The following is a 17,671-nucleotide window of genomic DNA, read 5'->3' as shown; positions in this document are numbered from 1 at the left end:
CGTGCATCCGCCGGACGGATACCTCCCCTCCGATCCCCACCAACCTTCCACATGTTCCCTTTACGTTCTACCATCGTAGCCTTTCCGAGTCGCCAGGGAGGAGCAGATATGTCGATCAGAATCGAACCACTGGAGAACGGCCGGCTGAAGCTTTCCGGTGACGTCGAGGACGAGATTCGCCTGTCCGCACGGGCGCTCGACGAGGGCTTCGCCATCGCGATCTCGGACGGCACGCTGGTGCAGGGACGCTTCGATAATTGGGTCGACGAATGCCGATTTTCGGTGATCGTCGAGGGCGCCGGTATCGCTACAATCAGCCGCGCGGAGCGCGGCGACGTGCTCGATCTGGCGTGGAAAATCGAGTGGATCAGCGTCGCGATTGCCCGCGACATGCGCTGCGCCAAACGCAGCGAAGCGCCGCAGATGCAGCGCGAATTATCGTTCATCGACGCCGGGAAAATCGCCGCCTAGATTAAGCGGCGGCGCTGCGTTCCAGTGCCGCGATCCGCTCTTCGCAGATCACCTGCACCGCCTGACCAAGTGCCTCGACACGCTCGCCGAGCCACGCTAGTTCTTCCTCGCTGATGCGGTAGTGCTTCGAATAGCGCGCCTTCACATAGGCCTCTTTGAGCTTCTCGAAGCGGGCACGATCGGTGCGCTGGTCACGCGGCCAGGCATCGACAAGGCGTGGATCGATGCGCTCTGCCTGGGTCCGCAGAAAGCCCAGATTATGCACGTGCGGCGTGTAGAAGGTGCAGACCAGCAATACGCAGTGGTAAAGGCGTTCCGTAGCCTGATGAAGCATGAAGGCCGATTCTTTCAGCCACCCCCGCTTTAGATCATCCTCGAAATTGATGTGTGCGCGCATCGCAGACGGGTACCACTCGCTGTAATACTCCTGCGCCATGGCAAGCGCCTGCTTGGGCGTTTTCGGCTTGGGCTGGTGAAGTTCGGTGTCGTTGCTCTGGTACAGCGCGATGCCGTCTCGGGCGACATCCATGAAAAAATAGCGGCCATGTGCGAGCCCGTCATTCACCTCCCGCAGCGTGTGGACGATGAAATTGACCGGCGTGCGCAGCGTTTTGGTGATCGCCAATTCGCGGTTGAGCCGGTCCTCGGCAGTGGCCCAACATTCGACGCGATCGGTGAGCTTGTCGTGGTTGACGATGACCAGCAGGTCGAAGTCCGACTGATAGCCCTTGGCAGTGTGGGGCTCGTCGACCCAGCCGCCGCGCGCATAGCTGCCGTAGAGGATGACCTTGAGGATGCGCGCCTGTTTCTTCCAGTCCGAGGTGGCAATGGCAATCGCGTCGCCAAACTCCTCGAACAGGATCTGGACGACACGCTCCAGCTCGCGCTGCTTCGCTGGTGGCAGATGGTCGAGGCTGGTCCTCATGGATCAATCCTAACGCGCTGATGCGGCGGCGTACACCTCGCCCGGTGTCGCCGGGCGTGGTGTCGCATCGCTCATGGCTGTTCGCCTCGCTCTGCACGACCGAGCGCTATCAGCACGCGGGCAACGGTTTTCGTCACCTCGTCCACCGTGCAGCCATGCAGTTCGGCCGTTTCGATGTAGTCCAATTCATCGAACCGCACCGATCCGAAGATCGCCCGGTCCCGTTCAAAAAGGGCACGAAAAGCGCGGCGCATCCGCCGCAGGCGAAGCCAGCGCATCATAGCCCCGCCTCCTCGTCCGAGGTGAACCCAAGCAGGTAATCAGCCGCCTTGCTGGCAGCGCTCGCCGCGCGGAAGATCGCCCTTTCATCCTCGCGCAGCACTGCCAGCCAGCTGCCGATATAATCGGCGTGCCGAACGGTCGGCCGGATCGCCAGAGACGCGCAGGTGAACGCGCTTGCCATTTCGGCAACCAGCTCCTCGCGGGCATAGGCCGCGCTGCCGAATGCGCCGGACTGGTCGCGAGCCAGCCGCGAGCCATGCCCGGTCCAGTGCCCAAGTTCGTGCAGCACGGTGCGATACCAGTTGATCCGGTTGTAGAATGCCAGCTGCGGCGGCACCGCGACATAGTCGCCGCCTGGGCTGTAATAGGCTTCGCCACCCCCGATCCGGATATCTGCCCCGCATGCTTCCATCAGCGCATGCGCGGCCGGAATGCGGTCGGCTTCTGCCACGGGCTCGCCCTGCGCCACCACCGTCAGCCGATCGGGCAATCCCTCGCACTGGTCGACATTGAATACGGTGAACCGCTTGAGAAACGCCAGCTGCCGCGCCTCGCGGTCCTCGTCGCGTGCCCGTTCGGCTTCGTCCTTTGGCGTGAAGCGATCCGCATAGCAGATCGTCGTCCCGCGCTCGCCGCGCCGCACGTTGCCCCCGGCCGCCTGCGCCTGTCGAAAGGTCAGCCAACGCTGCGAGCCATACCGCCCCTCGATCACCGCCGCCCAAAGAATCAGCACATTGATCCCCGAATAGCGTCGTCCGGTCACGGCATTGGCCGGCATTGCACAGCCACACGCCGCAGCATCCCAAGGCTGCACCCAGGGCAGCCGTCCCTGTTCCAGTTCGGCAATCACTTGTCCCGTCACCTCGACATAGAGGCTCGCCCGGTTCTCGTGTCCGACACCCATGGTCCCTTCTCCTTCCAAAACACCGCAACCGGCGCCGGAAGGGCGGGGGGAGCGGCAGGAGCGAACCGGCAGTCCTGCCGTCAGAGGCAGGCCGCACCCGCAGGGCCGTAACGGAGTGGAGGAGCCGGGCACCGCCCGGCTTGCGGCATGCCGCGGCAGGACTAGAGGCGAGCGACGCTCCCCCCGCCCTTTCCCGCGTGCCGGCGCACCAACGCCGCCGCGCATCCGCGCGGCGACCATCCTGTCAGCGCAACCGCGCTGCCGGGCGCCACCGGGGCCCGGACCAAGAACCGCACCCTTGCAACCGGGCGGGCCTCGCGCGGGCGGCGTGCGCGCGCCAGCACGTGCGCCAGCCGCCGCCCGTGCCTCCCGCCGGGCAAGTGTGCCACGCGGGCACCAACAACCCGCGCGCCCTGGTGTCGCCGCAGGCGTGCGCCAGCGCGCGCACCGCACCCGCGTTCCGCTGCCGGCACCTGCCGGCCGCCGATCCACAGGATCGGCCCTGCGTCAGCGATCAAAACCCGAAAGGGCCGAGACGGCCACGCCGACTCGGCGCCGCGTGAGCGGCGTGCGAGCGCAATCATGCAGCAAGCATGAGACGCCCAGAATGGTCCACCAAGCCGCCCGTCGATCAAATGGCGCGGCTGAACAACAATCGGCCCGCCCTCATTCAAATCCGTCTCGCCAAGGCGCTAGGACCACCACAGCACTGCCGAAAGCGCAGGTTAAATCGCAACGGAGCGACACATGGTCACGCGTGAGGACCTCTACCGCCTTATCTGGGCGATGCCGATGACCAAGGTCTCGGCGCAACTGGGCATCTCCTACGGCAAGCTGGTACAGATCTGCACCGCGCTGGGCGTACCAAGGCCGGCGCAGGGCCACTGGACACGCCTCGAGCTCGGCAAGGCCGATCCTGTCCCACCGCTACCCGCAGCAGCGGAAGGACAGCCCACCACATGGACCGGCGACGGCATGCCCCTCCCAAAGCCACGACCCGCAGCCCGCGCACCTCGGAAAAAGGCAGTAACCGGCACCACGCCTCCGGCGATGCACACGCTCCTGCGCGGCACGAAGGCACAATTCTTGAATAGCCGCCCGGCCAGGGATGATGGCTTCCTCCGACCGTACAAACGCGCCCTGCCCGACCTGCGCACCTCCTCCGCAGCGCTCGATCGTGGGCTGCTGCTGGCGAATGCCCTGTACAATGCCTTCGAAGAGGCTGGTCACCACGTGGTCCTCAGCGGGCTCAATTCTGCCGCCCGCCGCCTGCAGATCGACCCGAGAGAGGCACCAATAAAGGGACGGCAGTACGACCCGTATCCGCAACCATGGCGGCCAGATCGACCCACACTCGTCCAGACAGACGGGGTGAGCATCGGCCTCATCGTTCTCGAAATGACCGAGCACGTAAAAATGCGCTATACGAACAACGCCTTCGTCCGAGACAGCGCCGAGCTTGCCGCACGCCTGGAGCGGTCCCACGTCTCCGGCTGGACAACATTCGAGGATGTGCCGTCGGGTCGGCTCCGTATCGTCGCCTATGCTGCAGACTCGGGCATCGACTGGTCGCAAAGCTGGCAGGAATCGGAGGATCAGACAGCATCGCTATCCCCCGAAACCATCGTCAAAGCCGTGCTGGCGCAAAAGCGCCAGCTTTTGGATATGGCAGAGGAAGCCGCGCGCCGGGCCGAGCTTCGACACCGCGCATGGTTAGAGGAACAGGAGAAATGCCGCCGCCGCGAGGACGAACGCAACATCGCCAAATCATACGAGGAAAGCCTGGCAACTCTACAAAGCGCTATCCAGCGATGGTCGAGAGTGATGGAGATCGAGCAGTTCTTCTCTCAGGCCGAACAGCGCGCAGCAACACTCCCCAGCGAAGCCCGAACGAACGTGTTGGAGCGGGTCAGCCTTGCCCGAAACCTGATCGGTCATCAGGATCCCCTCGATCTCCTTCGAGAATGGAAGGCGCCTGCCGAGATATACCAGCCGCTACATGCCGACTCCGCCGATACCGTGCGGCAGCGAACGCGAAGCAAACTTTGAGCGGCCGATTGGCGGAAGCCGTGCTCTGGAGTCGGCTGAACATGAGGCCAGCCAGGGAGGCAGCATCCGACCAACTTACGACGCTCGACCAGATGCATTTGAAAGACAGCTTCCATAAAAAGCTGCCTCGCGAGCAGAAACGCTTCGATCACCGTGAACCGGTCCGACTAGATGAGCCGTGGCTCTTTAGATCGGCAAGGTTTCCCCGTCTGCGGGGATGAGCAGGCGCTGCGCATACCCGTCTCGCTTGGAGAAGGCACGAAGATCGGCGCGGCTGAGGATACAGTGGTTCACGCCCTCCATGTGGCTGGCGATCAGCATCGCGTTCGGCGCGGCACGATGCACCGCAAGAACGTCCGTCGGCCCCATGATGATCGGATCCAGTCCGATCACGGTCGCCATGCCAGCGTTCAGGATGATGACGTCGGGCGCGTAAGTGGCGATGGCGCGCTCGACTTCGCGGTTCCAGATCGTGTCGCCGGCGACGTACAGCGTCTTGTGCGCCGGGTGACGCATGACGAAGCCGCTGACAGGCCCGAGGATCTGCGGCAATGCCTTCAGGTCGGCGTCGGTGCCGTGCTGGCCGCCCGTGCGGCTCAAGCGCACGCCTCGGAACTCGGTGTTCTCGGTCAGAATACGGACATCTGCGAAGCCTGACGCATGGAGTTGGGCGGCATCGCTGGCGTTCTGCGCGAAAATCGGCAGCGCCTTGTTCAGCTTGGCCTTCGCCGCCTCGTCCCAATGATCGGGATGCAGGTGCGTGACGATCACCGCATCGACGTCGAGGATCGAAGCAAGCGGTATGGGCAGCGGCACGAGCGGGTTGCGCCTCTGGCTGTTTGCCGTCCCTTCGAAGCCGGGATAGGCGTCCTTGTCCGCCAGCACCGGGTCGACGAGGAAGCGGATGCCGCCATAATCGATGCGCAGGGTGGCATTGCGGACCTGTGTAAGGCTGGCGCTGGAGGCCGGGCGCGCGATGGCACCACGGATCGACAAGGGTGCAGCGAACAGCGCGGAGGCAAATAGCGTGGCGCTGGCCAGTGTAATCGCCTGGCGACGGTTAAGTGCATCGGGTGTGTCGGATGCATTGGCCATTCTACCATCTCCCTCAACTACATTGGATCAACCATCTGGCGAGTCAGCCTTTAAGTCGCACGCGGAGCTGGCCGCGCCGCAGGCGGAACGGCCCGTACGATGCATGGGCATGGCAGCGCCTCCTCCTGGCTGAGATGGGTTCCTCAAACCCCATCTCGGCAATCTCCGAGGGAGACGTCGGTATGCCGCCCCCGGGCCATCGGCCTAGTTGGCCGCGGCTGCGGCGGCCTCGATGAAGGCGGCGACATCCTTGGGGTGGGACAGCATGACGGCGTGGCTGCTGTTGATCTCGGTCAGCTTGGCCTTGGCGCGGGTCGCCATGAAGCGCTGGGTGGTCGGCGAGACCATATGGTCCTGCGTCGTCAGCATCCAGCGGACCGGCTTGTCGTGCCACGCCGCCGTATTCAGCTTGGTCTGCACGGCAGCCAAGCCCCAGGGGACCTGCGACACTGCCATGAAGCCCGTGATGGAAATGTCGACGTCCGCCGCGAAGGCCGTCGGGAACTTGACCGGGTCGACGAGGATGAACCCGTCTTCCGGCGGCAGTAGCGGCGGACCGGATTCGCCCGGCACCGGCCGGGTCGCCAGCTCGAACACCGATTCCCCGGCATCGGGCGCAAGCGCCGCGATATAGGCGAGGCTCTTCACCTTGGGATCTGCGCCCGCTTCGGTGATGACCGCGCCGCCATAGCTGTGGCCGACCAGCACGACCGGCTTGCTCGCCTTCGCGATCACCTGGCGGGTGGCCGCGACGTCCCCGTCGAGCGTGACGGTCGGGTTCTGGACGACCAGCACCTCATAGCCGTCCTTGGTCAGAATGTCGTAGACCGGTTTCCAGCCCGAGGCATCGACGAACGCGCCATGCACCAGCACGATCGAGACGGGCTTGTTCGGCGCGTTCGGGTGGGCGGTGGCGGAAACGGTTGTGGCCATAGCGAGGAGCACTCCTGCAATAAGATGTTTCATCGACGTCACTCCAGGTTGATCGGGGTACGCGCTCGCCGCCGGGGGCTCGTGAAAGCACCCAGACCGAAGCGTGCGCGCGGCGTGCGCGTTCAGATCGCGTTCGGCCGGCGGTCAGGCATGGCCGAGCTTGCGATCCAGCGCCGCGATGAGGGCCTCGGCGATCGGGTGGTCCGAGCGCGGATTCTGGCCGGTGATCAGTTCGCGATCCTCGATGACATAGGGCTCGAAGTCCGGACCGGTATCGACGACCGCGCCCGCGAGACCGAGCGCATAGGGCATGTCGAAATAGATTTTGGCGTGGAGGATCGTGTCCTCGATCACCTTTTCCTCGGACTTCTGGAACACGGTCATGCGGTAGCCGGCATATTGCCAGCCTCTGGACCATTCCTTCGCCTTGGCGTGGTCACCCGCAATCAGTGCGGCGCGGAACTCGCGCGCATAGGGCATGGCGGCGGTCGCGGAGATCGGGCCGTGACAGAGCATCGCCGTCGGCTTCTGATGCGCGTGGAAATGGCGAAGGATTTCGCCGAGTTCCTGCTCCTGCATCAGGTCGACGATGGGGGCCTGGCCGCCAGGGATAAAGACCCCGTAATAGGATTCGATACCCTCGTCGAGGATCGAGCGGAGCGTACGGGCCTGCATCGCCGGGGCGTCGATCCAGAACAGCTTGGCGTGCTCGTAGGCGTGCACGTCGCCCCCGAAGTGCGCGGGCGAGTCCGACGCCTTGTCCATCGTCGGGCGGGCACCATTGGGCGTTGCGAGCACGACGTCGTAGCCGGCATCGATGAGCGCCAGCATCGGGACCACGGTCTCGTTCAGGTAGTTGCCCGTGTCTCCCCAATATCCACCTTGGGTTTCGATGCGGTTCGCATTGGAACCGATGACGACGACCTTGCCTTTGCTCATCCTGTCCTCCCTGGCCTCCATCGGCACAGCAGCAGTGCAGGCGTATCTAAGCCCATTGATCCTCCAGGAGGCGTCAATTGCGGTAACGTCGCGTAAAGGGAGGTAGGTCGCTCCCTGAACTGCGCATTGCGCTACATTCTCCACATTTGACCGGGCTTAACTGCGATCCGGAGACGATCTGCGCTACGTCGGCCTTCGCCCGGCACAACCCCGTCTGGCGGCACGCTGCACCAGGAAATTGCACCGCAGCTGAAGAGGAAGCGAGATGACCAGCAACGTAAAGACCGTCGCCGTGCTGACCGCGGGACCGGGCAGGGAAGCGGAATTGCGGACGCTGCTCGAAGGTCTGGTGGAACCGAGCCGGGCGGAGCCGGGAAATCTGCGCTACGACCTATGGGCAGATCAGGCCGAGCCGGGAGTTTTCGTCCTCGACGAGCTCTATGTCGATGCCGCGGCGCGGGAAGCGCACCGCGCGACGCCGCACTTCCAGCACTATCTGGCGACCATCGCGCAGCTGGCGGAACGGAAGGCATTCAACCTCGAACCGCGCATCGTCGCCTGACCAGGAGGAATTCGATCATGGCCCTCAAAGATATCCTGCCCGGCAGGCTTGGCTTCGGCGCTGCACCGCTCGGCAACATGTTCCGCGCGATCCCCGAGGACGAGGCGCTGGCGACGGTGGAAGCGGCTTGGCAGGATGGGATCCGCTATTTCGACAATGCGCCTTTTTACGGCGCCGGGCTGGCGGAACTGCGCATGGGCATCGCCCTCAAGGACAAGCCGCGCGACGACTATGTGATCAGCACCAAGGTCGGCCGTATCGTTCTCGACGAGGTCGAGCAGGGCGCTCGCGACAATGGCGAAAAGGGCGATGTGTTCGCTCATGGTCGCGCGAACAAGGTGATCAACGATTATTCGGCCGACGCAACGCTGCGCTCGATCGAAGACAGCCTGAAACGGCTCCAGACCGACCGCATCGATATAGTCTGGGTCCACGATGTCGCCCAGGACTTTTACGGCGACGCTTGGCTCGAGCAATTCGAGAGCGCGCGCATGGGTGCCTTCAAGGTGCTCGACCGGCTGAAGGGCGAGGGCGTGATCAAGGCTTGGGGTCTTGGCGTCAATCGCGTCGAGCCGATCGAGATTCTTCTCGACCTCGACGCGCCGCAGCCGGATGGGTCGCTGCTCGCCGGCCGCTACACGCTGCTCGATCACGGCCGCGCGCTGCAGCGCCTGATGCCCAGGATCCTCGAACGGGACCTCGGCATCGTCGTTGGCGGACCCTATAGCTCGGGGGTGCTCGTCGGCGGGCCGAACTTCGAATATGCGCCGGCCAGCGCCGAGATCCTCGCCAAGGTCGCGTCGATCAAGGCCATTGCCGATCGCTACGGGATCAGCATGAAGGCTGCAGGATTGCATTTCGCGCTGGCCCAGCCGGCGGTCGCGGCGGTGATCCCCGGTGCGAGCAGGCCTGCCCGCATCGCCGAGGACCGCGCGGCGCTGACGGAGAAGGTCCCCCCGCAGTTCTGGGGCGCGCTGCGCGACGCAGGTTTGATCGATCCCGCCGCGCCTTTCGGCGCAGGGGGGTGAGGCTGCAGCCCGTGGTCTGGCCAGGAGTCGAGCCTTGCTGATAAAGGCGCTATTGTTCGGCGACGATATTTCTGGTGCCCGGCGGCACGAGGTCGATTACGAGGAGTTCGGCCGGCCGAGTCTCCAGGTTGCGGGCATCGTGCCATGTCTCCGTGTCCTCGACGATGAAGTCGCCTGCCTTGAAGACGCGGAAAATGCCTCTGCCCGCCGGCTGTCCCACAGCGATTGCGCCTGACAGAACAAAGCCGAAGCGGGGATAGACATGCTTGTGCAACGGCAAAACGGCGCGCGGACCGATGCGGTATTTCGTGACAACGGTCTCGATCTGCCCTTCGGGCATCACGATGGGCTTGCCCGATGTCGTCAGCGTCGTGCGTACGATTTCCCGGGTATGCACCGAGGCTGATCGAGGCCGCTCGCCCACTGCCGCATGCGGCACCTTTGCCGCAAGCGTGAGGGGCGCCGTCGCTAGAGCAAGTGCTGCCGCTACAAGCTGAAAAACTCGACTGTGGTGCAAGGCTCTTCCTCCCACGACGATGCTCGATCCAAGTGCCGGGGATGTCGACGCGTGTCGAGTTAACTGGGGTAAAAACCGGTGTCGGGGCGATGACCACGCATCTTGTCGCAGTCTCCCTGCTGCCTCGCAGCGCATCGGCGAACGCAGTAGGATGGTCATGGCTATCGTGGACAACACAATAATGGCCAGAAATGACGCAAGTATATGTTGCCTACCGACAGCACTTGCCAAAACCTGCCATTGCGGCGTCATTAGGTAAACGACAGCTTAGTCCCACTTTTCGCCATCGCCAGCGGGTGAACTCCGACACGAGCGCAAGTCTGGTGCAGGCGCCTCGCCGAGTCCACGCACGGATGGGATCATTGACTTTACAAGCGCCGGTACCGCGGAAGTCGAATACCCGCCGTTTCTTGCTCAGACTTGCATTTCTGGGCGCCAGATGCCAATGTCTCATCCTGCGTTAGACCCAAACAAAGCTGGAATCGCCAGCCATTTTGGAATCGAACCCACCCAACATTTGCCGGTGACGGTATATCGCGCGGTATCAGGGCTGACGGTATCTTGTTCAATTCTTTGAATTAACTTTCATATTTCAGCCAGTTCGATTCCGTCCCCGGCACCATCCACCTTTCCGCAGACATCCAGCAACGTTGTTGTCGCTTCGCCCATAAGAGGTGAAGTTCGCTCCCATATGTGGTCACATCCTCGCGACCCTCCGGAATCCGCCATTTTCCTGACGTTTCGCGTAATGGCGCCTTATGGGAAAGGCGGCACGAAGGCCCGCCGAGACTGCAGATACGGCTTGCGGAACGCCCGCTTTGGGCCCCCTGAGGTTTCGTCCGGACCCGCCTGAACCTTCGTCAGCTGCTTTGTCCGTCAGGATCTTGAACGGTCTCATGCGGAGGATTGGTAAGCGCCATCAACGATTGACGCCCGTTCTGATGGATTGGCACGTTGGCTTTAGACATTACTGACACGATGACCCCAAACGGCACGACGGGCGTCGGCCAGAGCCGGTCGTTTATGTGCGTCTGTTCGTACCGAAACCGGCCGCTGAACGTCCCTTGTATCTAGGCATCAGCCGTCGGCGACGGCGACATTCGATGGTTCGAGGCGGCCCCCGATTTCCGCTTCACGCAGCTTGCCCATGATCGCCTCCGGCTTGTACTTGTGACTCATTCCATTCCTCCCGCGTTGTCCCAACCGGGATCGTCGACGGGGCCCTCGGAAGGGGGCAGATCATAACGATGTCCCCATCGGTTCACCGGACCTATCACGCTTGGACATCCACGGTCGCGTACACAAAAACAGCATGGTTCGACGCTATCGGGGGCCTTGAAAGCCCTCGCCACACAGGGGGGATGACGAAGGAGGGACATATCCGACGTTTATTGCGCTCTGTCCCATCATCGGCGAGCGGCATCCCTTCCTATCTGCTGGCGCATTTTGCAAAGAGCCAACTCTGGCACGCCAGCACCCTGCTCTTCGGCTTCTTTCTCACGGAAATCAGCCGCGTCGCACCCGATGCCATGGGGTGGATATTGACAGCGTCGCTGCTGCTGAATGGGCTGGTCGACCTCGCGCTCGGCAAATGGTGGGGACAGCGTGTCGACAGTCTCGGCGCGGCCTATCGGATGCAGGCTCGCGCTGCCCCGCTGATCTGCGCCTGTTTCTTGCTGTTCTGCCTCACGCCGCTGGTGTGGGAGGCGGCCCGCCCGCTCTGGGCATTGGGGACGCTGCTCGGTTTTCGTGCCAGCTATCCGCTGCTCGACGTGGCGCAGAATGCGGCACCGTCGTTGCTGCCGATCACCGCCCGTGAGCGACGCGGGCTGATCGCCCATCGCAACATCGCTTCGGGGATTGCCGGAATCCTGGTGTGCGCGGTGGCAGCGCCGCTGCTCATCCAGTATCGCGATCCTTGGGGCTACCTGTTGTGGGCCGCGGCCGTGGCATCCTTGGCCTGCGCTTCCGCATGGCGATTGCCACGGGCCGGCGGCCGCGTGGCGCCCCTGCGGCCCGTGCTGTACCATGCGACGCCCGCGTCGGTGCCTTTCTCCACGGTTCTGGCCGCGCTGGCCGGCGTGACGTTCGCCGGCACCGTTTTTCGCGCCACCGAGCCCTATTACGCCGCCTTCGTTGGCCATAACGCGGCGTTGCTGCTCTGGACCGCGATCGGCGCCACCGTCAGCCAGCCGCTTTGGCTCTGGTGCCGAAACCGCTGGTCGATCGAGGCGATGCTGGCCGCAGCGGCCGCCCTGTCGCTACTTTCTGCCGCGGTCCTGCTCGGCACGCAGCGCGCATCGACCGCCAGCGCGATCGCCGTGGGACTGGGCTTCGGCGCGGGATCGGGCGGGCTGTGGCTGATGCTGTGGTCTGCGATGGCGGATCGGGCGGCGCAGGGCAATGCCACGCGCCATGTCGGGGCGTTCACCTGTGTGTCGAAGCTTGCCCAGTCGGCAGCGATGCTGCTGACCGGGCAGGTGCTCGCCCTTTCCTCCTATCGTACCGCGCTGCGCGACCCGTTTTCGCTGCCGTCGCTGCTGATGGTGGGGATGCTGCTCGCCATCGCCGGCATCTGCATCGCGCTCGCCCTCGACGTGGCGTTCAGGCGAACAAGGTCTGATGGAAGATCAGCGCCGCGGCGCCCAGCGGACCCGAGAGTTCGGGTTCGAGGCCGGCTACCTGGGTGAGGGTCGCGGGGGCGCGGCGCCCGCGACGGATCGGCCAATGGTTTTCCGGCCAGTCGATGCCGTCGAGGATCCGCTGCGCGAGCGCGCGGGGCAGGCGTCCGCCAAGGATCAGCGCCTCGCAGTCGAGCGTCAGCCGCAGCGCGCCGAACAGATAGGAGAAGGACGGCTGATGCGCCGCCACCCAGGCATCGACCCCCGGCCATTGGGGATCGAAGCGTGCGACCATGTCCGAAATGCCGTCGCACCGGGTGCCATGGGCGGCGAGACAGTCGTGCAGCGTTGCCAGATTGGGGGTGATCCGTCCGCTCGACAGGAACAGGCCGCCGATCTCGCCGGCATTGCCGTGGCGCCCGCGCAGCAGGGCGCCGTCGACGACGATCCCCGCGCCGAACCCGGCGGCGACGTTGATGTAGCAGAAGCTCGCATAGCGCGCACCGACGCCGAGCAGGCGCTCGCCCAGCGCCGCGGCGCTGGCGATGTTCTCGACCGCGACCGGCAGGGCGACCTGGCGGGCGATCTCGGCGTCCAGTGCGACCAGCGCCCATTCCTCCAGTTCCGGCGCCGGATTCACCGTGCCCGGATCGACGAAATAGCCCGCCACCGCGACGCCGAGCCCCAGCAGCCGCCGCCGATCGACGCCGGCCTGCGCCAGATAGTCGGTGCCGAAGCGCACGGCCGCGTCGAGCATCGCGCCGCGCGGCATGCCGGGCAGCGTCACCTCGCGTCGCGCCCGGACGGTACCGGCCAGATCGACCAGCACGACATCGGCCCGGTCGGTCATCACCGACAGGCCCAGGCTGAACGCCGCATCGGGCTCGATCTCGATCGACGTGCTCGGCTGGCCGCGGCCGGCGATGACGGGATCGCCGCTCCGTACCAGTCCCGCGGCCTCCAGCTCTTCGGTCGCGCGGAAGATCGCCGTGCCCGACAGCCCGCTCTCGCGGATCAGCACGGCGCGCGAAACCCGGCCATGGCGGCGCACCATCGCCAACACGCCCCGCGCCCGCTTGGACAAGCCCTGACTCTTCACGCCTCGTTCCTCATCGCGACTGGCTAATCGCGTCTTTCTCGCCGCGCCAGTGGCTGCTGTCAAAATAATATCATACAGAGTGATATATATCGAGTCGCGATCAACGCGAGAATCACTCAGGGGATGACAATGACGAACGGGAACGGAACGCAGCGCCTTGCGGCCTTGCTGGCGGGGACGATGCTGGCAGGATTGCCGCTCTCGGCGCTGGCCCAGACGGCGCCGGACGCGCCTGTCGCGGCGGGGCAATCGGCGGGCGAAGGCGGCGAGATCGTCGTCACCGGCTTCCGCGCGTCGCAGCGCTCGGCGGTGAAGGCGAAGAAGGACGCCGCCGTGATCCTCGACGCGGTGGCGCAGGATGATGTGGGCCGGCTGCCCGACCTCAATATCGTCGAGGCCAGCCGCCGCATCACCGGCGTCTCGGTCGTCGGCGGCGCCGACCCGACCAAGAACCGCGACATCTATCAGCGCGCCACCATCCGCGGGCTCGACCCGCGCTACAATCTCGTCACCATCGACGGGATCCCGCTCGCCTCGCCCGACTGGATCTATCGCGGCGCCCGGCTGGACATGCTGCCGGCCTCGCTCGTCGCCAGGATCGAGGCGATCAAGAGCCTGTCGCCGCGCTATGATCCGCACGCGCTGGGCGGCCAGATCAACCTGGTGTCGAAGAGCGCGTTCGACCAGAACGGCGACCGCTTCTTCGTCGTCAACGCCAATGCCGGCTATAACGACACGGCAGGCAAGCTGGTACGCGGCGGCAGTGCTGCGGTGCGTGCCGATGCCACGGCGGCGCGGCGGTTCGGGCCGGACGAACAGTTCGGGGTCGTCGCGTCGGTGGAATATCAGCGCCTTCCCTCCACGGCGCGCGCGGAGCTTCCCGGCGATACGCCCGGTGCGGGCTGGAGCTATTATACCGCCGCCGGCGCGCGCACGCCCTTCCCCGGCGCCTCGACCGGATTCCTGTCCCCGGTCCGCAACCAGGATTATTTCTTCGAGAATCTGCGGACGCGCCTGTCCGGCAATCTCAAGCTGGAATGGCACCCGGACGAGGCGACGCAGCTGTCGCTGTTCGGCGGCTATTATCACGATACCGACACGGAGACCCGCTACGAGGCGCTGACCCAGCCCACCGGCGCGCCGACCGCGACCACCGCCACCACCGGCCGCTTCGCGCAGGGCGACACGCAACAAGGCCTGACGTTCCAGCCGGTCAAGCGCGACACCTATCTGATCGACCTGAAGGGCCGCCATGACTTCGGCGCGGGCTGGGTGCTGGACGCCACGCTCGCCCGCTCCAAGGCGACCTATCGCGAGCATCGCGAGATGATCAAATATGACGTCGCCCCCAAGCCGGGCGCGGCGTCGAACGGCTTCCTGCCGGCCTATGGCTATAGCTACACGATCGTCGACGGGCGGCCGCGGCTGGCCTTCAACGATCCGGCACAGGCCGCCAACCCGGACTCCTACAAGGCGCTCTATTATCGCGACATCCACCGCGACCAGGATTCGACCGTGGACTTCGCGACGGTCAATCTCGGCTATAATGCGGCGGCCGAGGATCGCGGGTTCGGCGTCAATCTCGGTGCGGCGGTGACCCGCTCCGACGTCGCCTATGACCAGCGCTATCTGGAATATGTGCCGGGAACCGCGGCAGGCCAGGCAAGCGTCGGCACGCTGACCGGCCTGATCTATCCGCAGAAGCCCGCGACCTATGAGACGCCGGGCGTCCCCTATCTGCTGATCAACCGCGCCGCCGCCTGGGCGCGCTTCAACGCCAACCCGTCCGCCTTCGTCGCGACCAACCAGCTGGCCAATAATGTCGGCGACGACTTCCACGACCGCGAGACGGTGAAGGCGGCCTATCTCCAGGGGATTTTCCGCACCGATCGGTTCGATCTTCAGGCCGGCGTCCGCTACGATCATGCCGACCTGACCGTCGACACCAACCAGCTGCTGAGCGCGACCAGCTACACCCCGCAGCGGCGCCTGACCGACTATGGCTTCTGGCTGCCATCCGCCCTCGCCACCTATGCGCTGGGCGACGGCATGCGCCTGCGCGCGGGCGTGTCCAAGACGATCGGCCGCCCCGACTTCAGCCAATATGCGGCGCGCACCACCTATGGCGTGGGCACCGACGGCACGCTGACGATCAACACCGGCAACCCCGATCTGAAGCCGCGCGAGGCGTGGAATTACGACCTGTCCTATGAATGGTATCTCGGCAGCGCCGGGATGGTCTCGCTCGCCGCCTTCGCCAAGGACATTCGGAACGAGATCTTCACCTCGACGCAACAGGGCAGCCCGACCAGCTTCGGCGGCACGACCTACCAGACCGTGTTCGTCACCACGCCGCGCAATGCCGCCAAGGCACGGGTGAAGGGTCTGGAAGCCAGCTACACCCTCGATCGGATCGCGGCGGTGCCGGGCCTCGGCTTCAACACCAACGTGACGCTGCTCGACGGATCGTTCGACCAGCCGGTCAGCGCGGCGGGCATCGCGAGCGGTCTGCCGGCCGTTCGGCGGACCAGCGGCCTGATCCAGCAGCCCACCTATATCGGCAACGTCACCCTGTTCTACGCCACCGGCCCGGTCGAGCTGCGCGCCTCGTACAACCGGATCGGACGCGCGCTGCAATCGGCTGACGGCGATACCCCGACGCGCGACCTGTATCAGGAGCCCCGCCAGCAGCTGGACCTGCAGGCGCGATTGACGCTGCATCACGGCCTGGAACTGGTCGGCCAGGTGCAGAACCTGACCAAGGAGCCCTTCATCGTGCGCCAGGGCGTCGGGCGCGACTATGTCAATTACTTCTTCCCAGTGGGCCGGACCTTCTGGCTGGGCCTGTCGTGGAAGCCGAAGCGGTGAGCCGGCGCGGCTTCTGGGCCATGCCGCTGCTGCTCCTGACGGCGACGCCGTCGGGAGCCGCCGCGCAGCGGGCCGACGACAGCGTGCAGATCGTGCTGAAGTTCGCCAAGCGCGGCTCGCCGGGGGGCCCGGTCGCGCGCTTCGACCCAGCGTCTTGCCCTGCCTGCACGCCGGTCAGCACGCCCTTGTTCAACGCCGACAATCCGCGTGAGACGGTGGTGGCGCTGCGCGTTCCCCGACGCCGGACGCTCGAGCTTGGCTTCACGGGACCCAAGGGTGCCGTGCGCCGCGTGATCCTGTCGGGGGGCGACATTCCCTTCCGGCCCGTGGCGGGCGGCGTCCTCGTGCAACTGCCCCCGGTCGCGTCCGACGCGATCACTGCCGCCGAGGTCGCGACCCACATCGTCGAGCCGGGCATGGTGTTGCGGTTCGAGCATGCCGATCCGGCCCGCCGGGCGGGTGCCTATGCGACGGGCGTCTTCCCGGACCTGCAACGTCGCGCCGCCGACACGCTGGAATTCGCCCAGCGCGAGGTGGTGCGCCGGCTCGGCCTGGGCGAGGAGGTCGAGCGGCTCGGCCTCGGGCGCATCCAGATCATGGGGTTCGATACCAACGCCCCCCATGGCCATAGCGACGCGCCGCCGCACATCCACATGCATCTGCGCTGGCCCAGCGACACGGGAACGCAGATCGGCCATTTCTATATCGGACCGGACGGTCTGCTGTCGCACAACATCGTCGGCGTGAAGAACGGCGACGGCAGCGTGCGCCGCTATGGCCGAGGCGAGGTGTTCACCACGATCGGTCCCGACGGCCGCGCGGTCTACAGCCACCGGATCACCCCCGAAGGCTGGCTGGAGATCGGCCGCCCCGGCGCCGCCCCCTGCCGGATCCGCCCCGATGGCAGCGCGGGCTTCCAGACCGGCGGCCGCGTCGACTGCCCCGACGGATCCTCGACGCGGATCGCGGTTGCCGACGATCTTGCCGGCACGCTCACCGTGGTGAGCGGCGGCGTGACCGAGCTGTTCCGCTACGACCCCGATACCGGCGCGCTGCTTTCTCCGGCCGCCGCGCCGCCGCCGCCGCCTTCGGTCTTTTTCGGCCCGGAGACGCGCGCGCCCGGCCCCGTTCCCAACCCCGCCAGCGAACAATGAAGGATTTCCGCAATGGGTATTCGTCTACCGGCCATGACGGCCGCGCGTCTGGCGTGGGTGATACGCCATCGGCGCAAGCCGAGCGCTTGATACCGAAAGGATCGGCGCGATCTTGAAGGACACTGCGGGTTCACGAGCCGGGCGATAACGAGAGGTTGCGCGCCATATGGCTGCGAGGCACCGACATCGCCCGGCCGCCCTGTGGTCCTGTAGTCCTGCAAGGG

Annotated in this window: 15 protein-coding genes; 7 read left to right on the top strand and 8 right to left on the bottom strand. The window is 65.4% G+C overall.

Annotated elements, in window-relative coordinates; all coding sequences use genetic code 11:
• On the top strand, nt 1-471 hold a 471-nt coding region (locus tag A7X12_RS11275), incomplete at its 5' end, for a hypothetical protein (RefSeq protein ID WP_232318467.1).
• Between the two features lies 1 nt (nt 472).
• Here the strand turns inward: A7X12_RS11275 and A7X12_RS11270 are convergent.
• From A7X12_RS11270 to A7X12_RS11260, 3 genes are all read right to left on the bottom strand, one after another.
• On the bottom strand, nt 473-1,396 hold the full coding sequence (locus A7X12_RS11270) for a HEPN domain-containing protein (protein ID WP_064311709.1): 924 nt from the start codon (nt 1,394-1,396) through the stop codon (nt 473-475).
• A 71-nt stretch (nt 1,397-1,467) separates the two neighbouring features.
• On the bottom strand, nt 1,468-1,677 hold the full coding sequence (locus A7X12_RS11265; protein WP_064311708.1) for a hypothetical protein: 210 nt from the start codon (nt 1,675-1,677) through the stop codon (nt 1,468-1,470).
• Entirely contained in the window at nt 1,674-2,582 is a 909-nt protein-coding gene (locus tag A7X12_RS11260; protein WP_084445361.1) for an ArdC family protein, read from the bottom strand. Before A7X12_RS11260 ends, A7X12_RS11265 begins: the two co-directional genes overlap by 4 nt.
• A gap of 747 nt (nt 2,583-3,329) precedes the next feature.
• Between A7X12_RS11260 and A7X12_RS11255 the strand changes: the two genes are divergently transcribed.
• On the top strand, nt 3,330-4,631 hold the full coding sequence (locus tag A7X12_RS11255; protein WP_064311707.1) for a hypothetical protein: 1,302 nt from the start codon (nt 3,330-3,332) through the stop codon (nt 4,629-4,631).
• 186 nt (nt 4,632-4,817) lie between these two features.
• On the opposite strand, the gene A7X12_RS11250 is transcribed toward A7X12_RS11255, so the two are convergent.
• The 3 genes from A7X12_RS11250 to A7X12_RS11240 all read right to left on the bottom strand — a co-directional run bounded on the left by A7X12_RS11250 (nt 4,818) and on the right by A7X12_RS11240 (nt 7,598).
• Nucleotides 4,818-5,726 carry an MBL fold metallo-hydrolase gene (locus A7X12_RS11250; protein WP_064311706.1) on the bottom strand — a complete coding sequence of 303 codons (909 nt, stop codon included), beginning with the start codon at nt 5,724-5,726 and terminating at the stop codon, nt 4,818-4,820.
• A gap of 204 nt (nt 5,727-5,930) precedes the next feature.
• On the bottom strand, nt 5,931-6,692 hold the full coding sequence (locus tag A7X12_RS11245; RefSeq protein WP_084445359.1) for an alpha/beta hydrolase: 762 nt from the start codon (nt 6,690-6,692) through the stop codon (nt 5,931-5,933).
• 111 nt (nt 6,693-6,803) lie between these two features.
• Nucleotides 6,804-7,598 carry a type 1 glutamine amidotransferase domain-containing protein gene (locus tag A7X12_RS11240; RefSeq protein WP_064311704.1) on the bottom strand — a complete coding sequence of 265 codons (795 nt, stop codon included), beginning with the start codon at nt 7,596-7,598 and terminating at the stop codon, nt 6,804-6,806.
• Between the two features lie 265 nt (nt 7,599-7,863).
• Between A7X12_RS11240 and A7X12_RS11235 the strand changes: the two genes are divergently transcribed.
• Together A7X12_RS11235 and A7X12_RS11230 are read left to right on the top strand one after the other, a co-directional pair.
• Complete coding sequence (locus A7X12_RS11235; RefSeq protein ID WP_064311703.1) at nt 7,864-8,160, top strand: putative quinol monooxygenase; 297 nt, start codon at nt 7,864-7,866, stop codon at nt 8,158-8,160.
• Between the two features lie 17 nt (nt 8,161-8,177).
• Nucleotides 8,178-9,188, top strand: coding sequence for an aldo/keto reductase (locus tag A7X12_RS11230; RefSeq protein WP_064311702.1), 1,011 nt, complete (start codon nt 8,178-8,180; stop codon nt 9,186-9,188).
• A 49-nt stretch (nt 9,189-9,237) separates the two neighbouring features.
• Here A7X12_RS11230 and A7X12_RS25925 read toward each other — a convergent pair whose 3' ends face one another.
• Nucleotides 9,238-9,705 carry a cupin domain-containing protein gene (locus A7X12_RS25925; protein ID WP_064311701.1) on the bottom strand — a complete coding sequence of 156 codons (468 nt, stop codon included), beginning with the start codon at nt 9,703-9,705 and terminating at the stop codon, nt 9,238-9,240.
• A 1,247-nt stretch (nt 9,706-10,952) separates the two neighbouring features.
• On the opposite strand from A7X12_RS25925, the gene A7X12_RS11220 reads away from it, so the two are divergent.
• Nucleotides 10,953-12,395 (top strand): MFS transporter, encoded by a 1,443-nt coding sequence (locus A7X12_RS11220; protein ID WP_084445356.1) that lies wholly within the window; start codon nt 10,953-10,955, stop codon nt 12,393-12,395.
• Here A7X12_RS11220 and A7X12_RS11215 read toward each other — a convergent pair.
• Nucleotides 12,310-13,425, bottom strand: a complete 1,116-nt coding sequence (locus A7X12_RS11215) for an ROK family transcriptional regulator (RefSeq protein ID WP_157105574.1) — start codon at nt 13,423-13,425, stop codon at nt 12,310-12,312. The two genes, A7X12_RS11220 and A7X12_RS11215, sit on opposite strands and share 86 nt — an antisense overlap.
• Before the next feature lie 129 nt (nt 13,426-13,554).
• Here A7X12_RS11215 and A7X12_RS11210 point away from each other — a divergent pair, with 129 nt between their 5' ends.
• Both A7X12_RS11210 and A7X12_RS11205 read left to right on the top strand, forming a co-directional pair.
• The gene (locus tag A7X12_RS11210; RefSeq protein ID WP_064311698.1) at nt 13,555-16,293 is read left to right on the top strand and encodes a TonB-dependent receptor; all 2,739 of its coding nucleotides are present in this window, start codon (nt 13,555-13,557) and stop codon (nt 16,291-16,293) included.
• Nucleotides 16,275-17,447, top strand: coding sequence for a hypothetical protein (locus tag A7X12_RS11205; protein WP_198161999.1), 1,173 nt, complete (start codon nt 16,275-16,277; stop codon nt 17,445-17,447). The genes A7X12_RS11210 and A7X12_RS11205 overlap by 19 nt, the downstream gene beginning before the upstream one ends.
• Nucleotides 17,448-17,671 lie beyond the last annotated feature (224 nt).

Source organism: Sphingomonas sp. TDK1, from assembly GCF_001650735.1.
Lineage (GTDB): Bacteria > Pseudomonadota > Alphaproteobacteria > Sphingomonadales > Sphingomonadaceae > Sphingomonas.
This window is presented reverse-complemented; position numbering and strand designations above follow the sequence as displayed.